The sequence below is a fragment of the Sphingopyxis flava genome, from assembly GCF_900168005.1.
In the GTDB taxonomy this organism is placed as follows: domain Bacteria; phylum Pseudomonadota; class Alphaproteobacteria; order Sphingomonadales; family Sphingomonadaceae; genus Sphingopyxis; species Sphingopyxis flava.
The window spans coordinates 1-5,719 of sequence record NZ_FUYP01000065.1; the positions used below are offsets into that span (position 1 = coordinate 1).

The window sequence follows — 5,719 nt, forward strand, 5'->3', positions numbered from 1 at the left end:
GCCATGCGCGCATGCAAAACTGACCAGAGCTTCCAAGCCATGATCTATCTCGCTGCCGCCGTCATCAACTCACGATGAATCCCCACAGGCCCTAGTCCAGCAATATTTCCGGGCTTCGTGAGGCCGGCGATCTATTTGCACGGCAGAGCAGCCCTGGATCGCGAGGCGCGGTCCTCACTTTATTCGCCATTCTCACGGCTTGTCCCGCCGTCCAGCAGCGTGTCCTGCTATGTCGTACCGGCCTTGACAGGGGTTGAGCTGATCACGATCCGAAGGGATGGTGCGGGGCGGAAAGCGACATGAAAGCGGTACAGGACGGAGTTGGCCGCGTAACGCCATGTCCGGCTCACGATGTTGGCGCCGCGACTAACCTTTGTCCTGACGACCTGGCTATGCGCTTCAGCGACAAAAATCGCCACTTCGGTCAGAAGCAACAGTTAACCGCCTATTGACGCCCACGACTTGATTACCAGCCGGGCCGCGCCATGACCAAGGCCATCGGACAGTTTCATACCAACATGATTTACCCAAACGATGTGGCAAACCGACTTCACCTACTTTAAGATCATCGGCTGGGGCTGGATGTACCTGTCGATTGTGCTCGATAACTTCTCGCGCTACATCATTTCTTGGAGGTTGTGCCCCAATATGCACGGCGCTTCATGTCATCCCCAAAGCCGGGGCGAGATCCAGCGTTAGTATTAAATCCTCTAAAAGCGCATCCTACTTGAAAACTCCTTGCTACCCGACGACCTAGGGGCTCAGATCGAAGCCTTCGTGAGCATTCCAGCTACCAGCGACACCTCTTAAAACCGAACAACGGACGACGGACGGGTCGCACGATAAATTACACAAATTATATTTAACATAATCCTTATTATCAATCTTTTATCGTTTTATATCAATTGGTTGTATATCTGACACTTTCACAACTTGCTCTTGAGCGCCAACCGCTCAGCACGGTCGAGCACAATCGCCGGCAGCCCGCCAAGGTATGACATATCCGCTAACCCCGGCACCTCGATCCCATCGACGATGGCGCCGCGGATGCCCGCGGCCATCGCCGCTGCGCGCCGGCGCAGGAACGGAAGAGCCAGGCCCGCATCTTCAGCGAAGCGGGCAACAGGTCAGCCCTTCGAGAAATTTCTGCATCGGTTCCGAAAGGCATTCGAAGGCGGTTACCATGTCGGCGAACATCGTATCGCGACCGAAATCGGGCACGTCGATTGCCTGGAGCAATGAGCGCCAATGCCGGTTGGCGCGCGGCGCACCATCGGTATGCCAGGAATCGAGGTTCCACTCCATCGCATGCTGCCGGTATTCGTCCGCATCGCTTTCCAGCACTTTCACGCCCGGAACTTCTCCCTCCTCGTCTTGACATGCGGGAAGCGAGGGGTGCGGCACCGTTTCCGGGTCACCAAAGTGGCTGGCGAAGCGGATATAGGAGCGAGCATCGAGGCCTTGTTGATCCCGGAAAACAAGCACTCAATACTTGTCGAGCGCATCGCGAACGGCAGTGATCATCTCGCGCGAGTTGTCGTCTGCCAGACGTATCCCGCTGACTTCCGCTCCGAACGTGCCGGTCAGCGGCGAAATCGCCAGGCATCCGGTTGCGGCCTCTGCCGTTCTCGGCAATGTAGATAGTTCAGACATTCCTGTTTCTCCCGGTTGCCGACTTTAGCATTATCGCGCCTTCACGCATGACAATTTGCAAAGCATGCACTGCGGGATCGCCTGTCGGCATTCCTTGCCTCATTGGTAACGGCGCATGTTGGCAAATTCAAAGCAAGACAATCTGATCGTGCGTTAATACCTGCTCATGGAAAGGCCGGGCAGCCACCTTGTCGGAATTGCCCTTGCCTCCGGCCCGATCTACCTCAGCACGCGACAATTCATCAGAGGAGGCCAAACAGGTGAGTACAATCGAGAAGAGCGCCGTCGAACTCCTGGCCCAGCGAATCGCGGGTGACATGGCAGGCGGGCTGGGCATGATATTGGTACACATCGGTGAGCAGACGGGCCTGTTCGTCGCGCTGGCGCAAGGCAGCGCCTCATCGCAAGAGTTGGCCGACCGTGCGGGCCTGGCCGAGCGCTACGTTCGCGAATGGGCATCGGCAATGGCGGCTGCCGGCTACATTCTTTACGATCCGGCGGATGCCCGGTTCTCGCTTTCCCCGGAGCAGGAAACGGTCTTTGCCAGCGAAGGCAATTCCTATTATGCGCCGCCTTTCAGCGACATGCTGGTGTCGATCGCCAAGGACGAGTCGTTGGTGGTGGATGCCTTCCGCACGGGTGAAGGCATTCCATGGGGCGATCACAATGCCTGCCTGTTCTGCAGCACCGAGCGGCTGACGAGCCAGACGGTCCTGCCCCAGCTCATCCAAAAATGGCTACCCCAAGTCCATATCGATCTTAACTGCGAGGGCAGCGTCCCCAGGATCGTCGACATCGGGTGCGGTCGGGGAAAGGCGGCAATCGCCATGGCAGAGGCGTTTCCCCACGCATCGGTCTATGGATTGGATCTCCACCAGCCCTCCGTTGAACGAGCACGGGACGCAGCCGCCAGCGCCGGCCTTTCCAACGCTCATTTCATTGCGGCGCCGGCCGAAGACACGCAAGAGAAGGACTTCGACCTCGCCGTAATCATCGATGCCCTGCACGACATGGGGGATCCGGTGGCCGTTGCGGCGAAAGTGCGCTCGATCCTCAAACCGGAGGGCAGGTTTCTCGTCATCGAACCTTACGCGGCTGACCGTCTGGAAGACAATTTCACGCTCGGCGGCCGCATGGGCTATGCCGCCTCTACCTGCATATGCACGCCCGCGTCGCTCAGCCGGCCAGGTCGTGCGGCATTGGGCGCGCAGGCGGGCTATGCCCGGCTCAGCGACGTCCTGAAGCGCGCAGGGTTCAACAAGATCCGTGCGATCCAGAACGAGCCGACCAATATCGTCATCGAGGCCGTTGCCTGACTGCGACTGCCCGAACTGCACTGCAATTGCCCGGCCGGGTATCGCCGCTAATGACCCATTACTCTTGGCTAATCGTTTCTCGATTGCATCGCAGGCCTGGTTGGTGGACCCTGTCGAAAAATATGGGAGAGATTATCTATGTCGAGCATGAGCGCGATAAAGGGTGGGCTGCCCGATGCGCCGACCGGAGCACCCCAGCCGATCGCCACGATCGAAGAGCGCGAGGACCCTGCGTTCCCTTGTGCCACGGTCGAGGAAGAGCGGCTCTATCGCAAACAGCGGCTTGCCGTGGCGTTCCGCCTGTTCGCACAGGAAGGCTTCGAACTGGGAGCTGCCGGGCATATTACGGCGCGCGATCCGGAATATCACGATCGCTTCTGGGTCAATCCCGTGCTCCATCCCTTTGGCGAGATGTGCGTTTCCGACCTCTTGCTGGTCGATCATGACGGCAATGTCCTTGAAGGCAAAGGCAGGGTGAACCCCGCGGCCTTCGCCATCCATTCCCGCCTCCATGCGGAACGGCCGGACGTGGTTGCGGCAGCCCATTCGCATTCAACCTATGGCAAGGCCTGGTCGGCTTTCGGCAAGCTGCTCCAGCCGCTGACGCAGGACGCGGCGATCTTTTTCGACGACCATGTGATCTTCGACCAGTTTTCCGGCGTTCTCGACAATCTCGACGAGGCGCAGAGACTGGCGCGATCACTGGGCAACAAGCGTGCCGCAATCCTGCAGAATCACGGAATCCTTACCGTCGGGCAGACGGTGGAATCCGCAGTATGGCGCTATCTGGCATTCGAGGATGCCTGCCGCGTCCAGCTGCTGGCCGAAGCGGCGGGTGGCGGCACACCCATGCCCGAAGACGTCGCCAGGCTCACGCATGGACAGCTCAATTCGGACATGGTCGGCGTCTTTTCCTTCGAACCATATTGGCGGTCCATGATCGCGCGCCAGCCCGACGTGTTGAATTGATCGGGCGGCCGGGATGACGCGCCCGCTGATCGCTGCCGTCCAACTGCCCGAAGCCGCCGCCCGGTCATGGCTGGATGGCGTCGAGAACCTCGACTTGCGGGTGACGGGGGCGGACCTTTCGGCGCTGGATGCGGATGTCGAATGCCTCGTGCTGGCGCCAGAATCGCACGGCGGAAAGCTGATTGCCCCGCCGCAGTGGCCGGGCGCGGTCCGCTGGGTGCAATTGCTGTCGACCGGGACCGACGGCTATCCGCAATGGGTGTTCGAAGGCGTGACCGTCAGCACCATGCATGGCGTCAACGCCGCCGCAGTGGCCGAATTCGCCCTCGCCGCGATCCTTTCCGCTGCCCGACGCATCCCGGAAATCTGGGCTGAATCGGCAAGCTGGGAAAGCAGGCAGGGCACCGACCTGGCGGATGCAATCATCGGCATCGTTGGATTCGGCGCAATTGGCGAGGCCATCGCCAGCCGTGCTGCCGCATTCGGAATGCACGTGCAGGCCATACGTGCCAGCGATGCACCGATGCCCGCTTACGTGCGGCGCGCGTCGAGCATCGGGGACCTGTTCGCCAGCAGCGATCACGTTGTGCTGGCTCTGCCTTCGTCGGCAGCGACCGCAAGGCTGGTCGATGCGGCATTGCTGGACAAGGCCAAGGACGGGCTCCACCTGGTGAACGTGGCGCGCGGGGATCTGGTGGACGAAAGCGCACTGCTAGCCGCCCTTGATCGCGGAAAGATCGCTCTCGCCACGCTCGACGTACTGGCGCAAGAGCCCCCGCCACACGACCACCCTCTCCTGCAGCATCCGCGGGCGCGCGTGTCGTCCCATCTCGCTGCGAACACGCCGGGTGCGATCCAAGGCATCGCCAGACGCATCCGCAAGAACATCGAAGCCTTTCGCGGTGGCGCTCCGCTCGAAGGCCTGCTGAAGCCGGACGCAAGACAGAAGGCAGCCTGAAACAATGACGACAACGACGCTGGTTACCCGCTTTTATTACGGGCGGGTCATCGTCGCCTTCTCCGCCGCTATGCAGATCTTTTCGATCGGGCTGTTGTTTTACGCCAACGGTGTCGCGCTACGCCCCTGGATGGACACCTTCGGTACCGGTCGTGGCGCGCTGTCCGCGGTGCCTTTCGCCTGCACCATCGCGATAAGCATCCTCAGCCCCTTTGCCGGCCCCATCTTCGATCGATACCCCGCACCGCGGCTGGTGGCACTGAGCCTGGTCGCGCTGGCTGCAGGGCTGTTTGGGGTCAGCGTGGCACAGTCGGTGCCCCAGCTGATTGCTGTCCACGCCACTCTGCTGACCGTCGGCGCAACAGGCGCAGGCGCATTCGCGGCCCAGACGCTCACCGCAAAATGGTTCGCCCGGCGGCGCGGGTTGGCTCTCGCCCTGGCTGCAAGCGGGTCGGGCCTGGGCGGCCTGATCATGCCGCCGATCATGGCCGTGACCATCGAAGCCTACGGCTGGCGCGTCACCTATGGCGGCATAGCAACCTTCGTCCTGTTGGTGCTGGTCCCGCTGGCCTATCTACTGATCCGCAATCCGCCCGCTATGCTCGATCCGATCGAGCAGGTTGAGACGGCAACGTCCGGGCATGGCGGATCAGGCGGCGCTGCGCTGGCACTGACCACAATCACCATCCTGCGCAATCCGGTTTTCCTGGTCACCACACTAGGCCGTAGATCTGTAATTGCAGAGCTAGGCGGTGTTGATCCCTTGAGGGTTTCATGGATCTGTCCGCACTGACCGAGCCGGAGCCTGGTCGTGCTGTATCGG

Annotated in this window: 7 protein-coding genes and 1 pseudogene; 5 read left to right on the forward strand and 3 right to left on the reverse strand. The window is 60.9% G+C overall.

The window, feature by feature from the left end:
* Window positions 1-362: 362 nt before the first annotated feature.
* Window positions 363-821: pseudogene (locus B5X69_RS22150) on the forward strand (DDE-type integrase/transposase/recombinase); the annotation flags it as partial.
* Window positions 822-926: 105 nt separating this feature from the next.
* Here B5X69_RS22150 and B5X69_RS22340 read toward each other — a convergent pair.
* Genes B5X69_RS22340 through B5X69_RS21640 form a run of 3 tightly spaced genes read right to left on the reverse strand, consistent with a single transcriptional unit; the run spans window position 927 to window position 1,653 of the window.
* Window positions 927-1,061 carry a hypothetical protein gene (locus B5X69_RS22340; protein ID WP_281250959.1) on the reverse strand — a complete coding sequence of 45 codons (135 nt, stop codon included), beginning with the start codon at window positions 1,059-1,061 and terminating at the stop codon, window positions 927-929.
* A gap of 46 nt (window positions 1,062-1,107) precedes the next feature.
* Complete coding sequence (locus B5X69_RS20060) at window positions 1,108-1,485, reverse strand: TauD/TfdA dioxygenase family protein (RefSeq protein WP_079640267.1); 378 nt, start codon at window positions 1,483-1,485, stop codon at window positions 1,108-1,110.
* Window positions 1,486-1,653 carry a hypothetical protein gene (locus tag B5X69_RS21640; RefSeq protein WP_176141715.1) on the reverse strand — a complete coding sequence of 56 codons (168 nt, stop codon included), beginning with the start codon at window positions 1,651-1,653 and terminating at the stop codon, window positions 1,486-1,488.
* A gap of 188 nt (window positions 1,654-1,841) precedes the next feature.
* Between B5X69_RS21640 and B5X69_RS20065 the strand changes: the two genes are divergently transcribed.
* The 4 genes from B5X69_RS20065 to B5X69_RS20080 all read left to right on the forward strand — a co-directional run bounded on the left by B5X69_RS20065 (window position 1,842) and on the right by B5X69_RS20080 (window position 5,689).
* The gene (locus tag B5X69_RS20065) at window positions 1,842-2,969 is read left to right on the forward strand and encodes a class I SAM-dependent methyltransferase (RefSeq protein WP_139375907.1); all 1,128 of its coding nucleotides are present in this window, start codon (window positions 1,842-1,844) and stop codon (window positions 2,967-2,969) included.
* Window positions 2,970-3,107: 138 nt separating this feature from the next.
* Window positions 3,108-3,938, forward strand: a complete 831-nt coding sequence (locus tag B5X69_RS20070) for a class II aldolase/adducin family protein (protein ID WP_245798823.1) — start codon at window positions 3,108-3,110, stop codon at window positions 3,936-3,938.
* Window positions 3,939-3,951: 13 nt separating this feature from the next.
* A complete protein-coding gene (locus B5X69_RS20075) occupies window positions 3,952-4,896 on the forward strand; it encodes an NAD(P)-dependent oxidoreductase (protein ID WP_079640269.1) in 945 nt (314 codons plus the stop codon).
* Window positions 4,897-4,900: 4 nt separating this feature from the next.
* Window positions 4,901-5,689, forward strand: a complete 789-nt coding sequence (locus B5X69_RS20080) for an MFS transporter (protein WP_079640270.1) — start codon at window positions 4,901-4,903, stop codon at window positions 5,687-5,689.
* The last annotated feature ends 30 nt before the right edge of the window (window positions 5,690-5,719 follow it).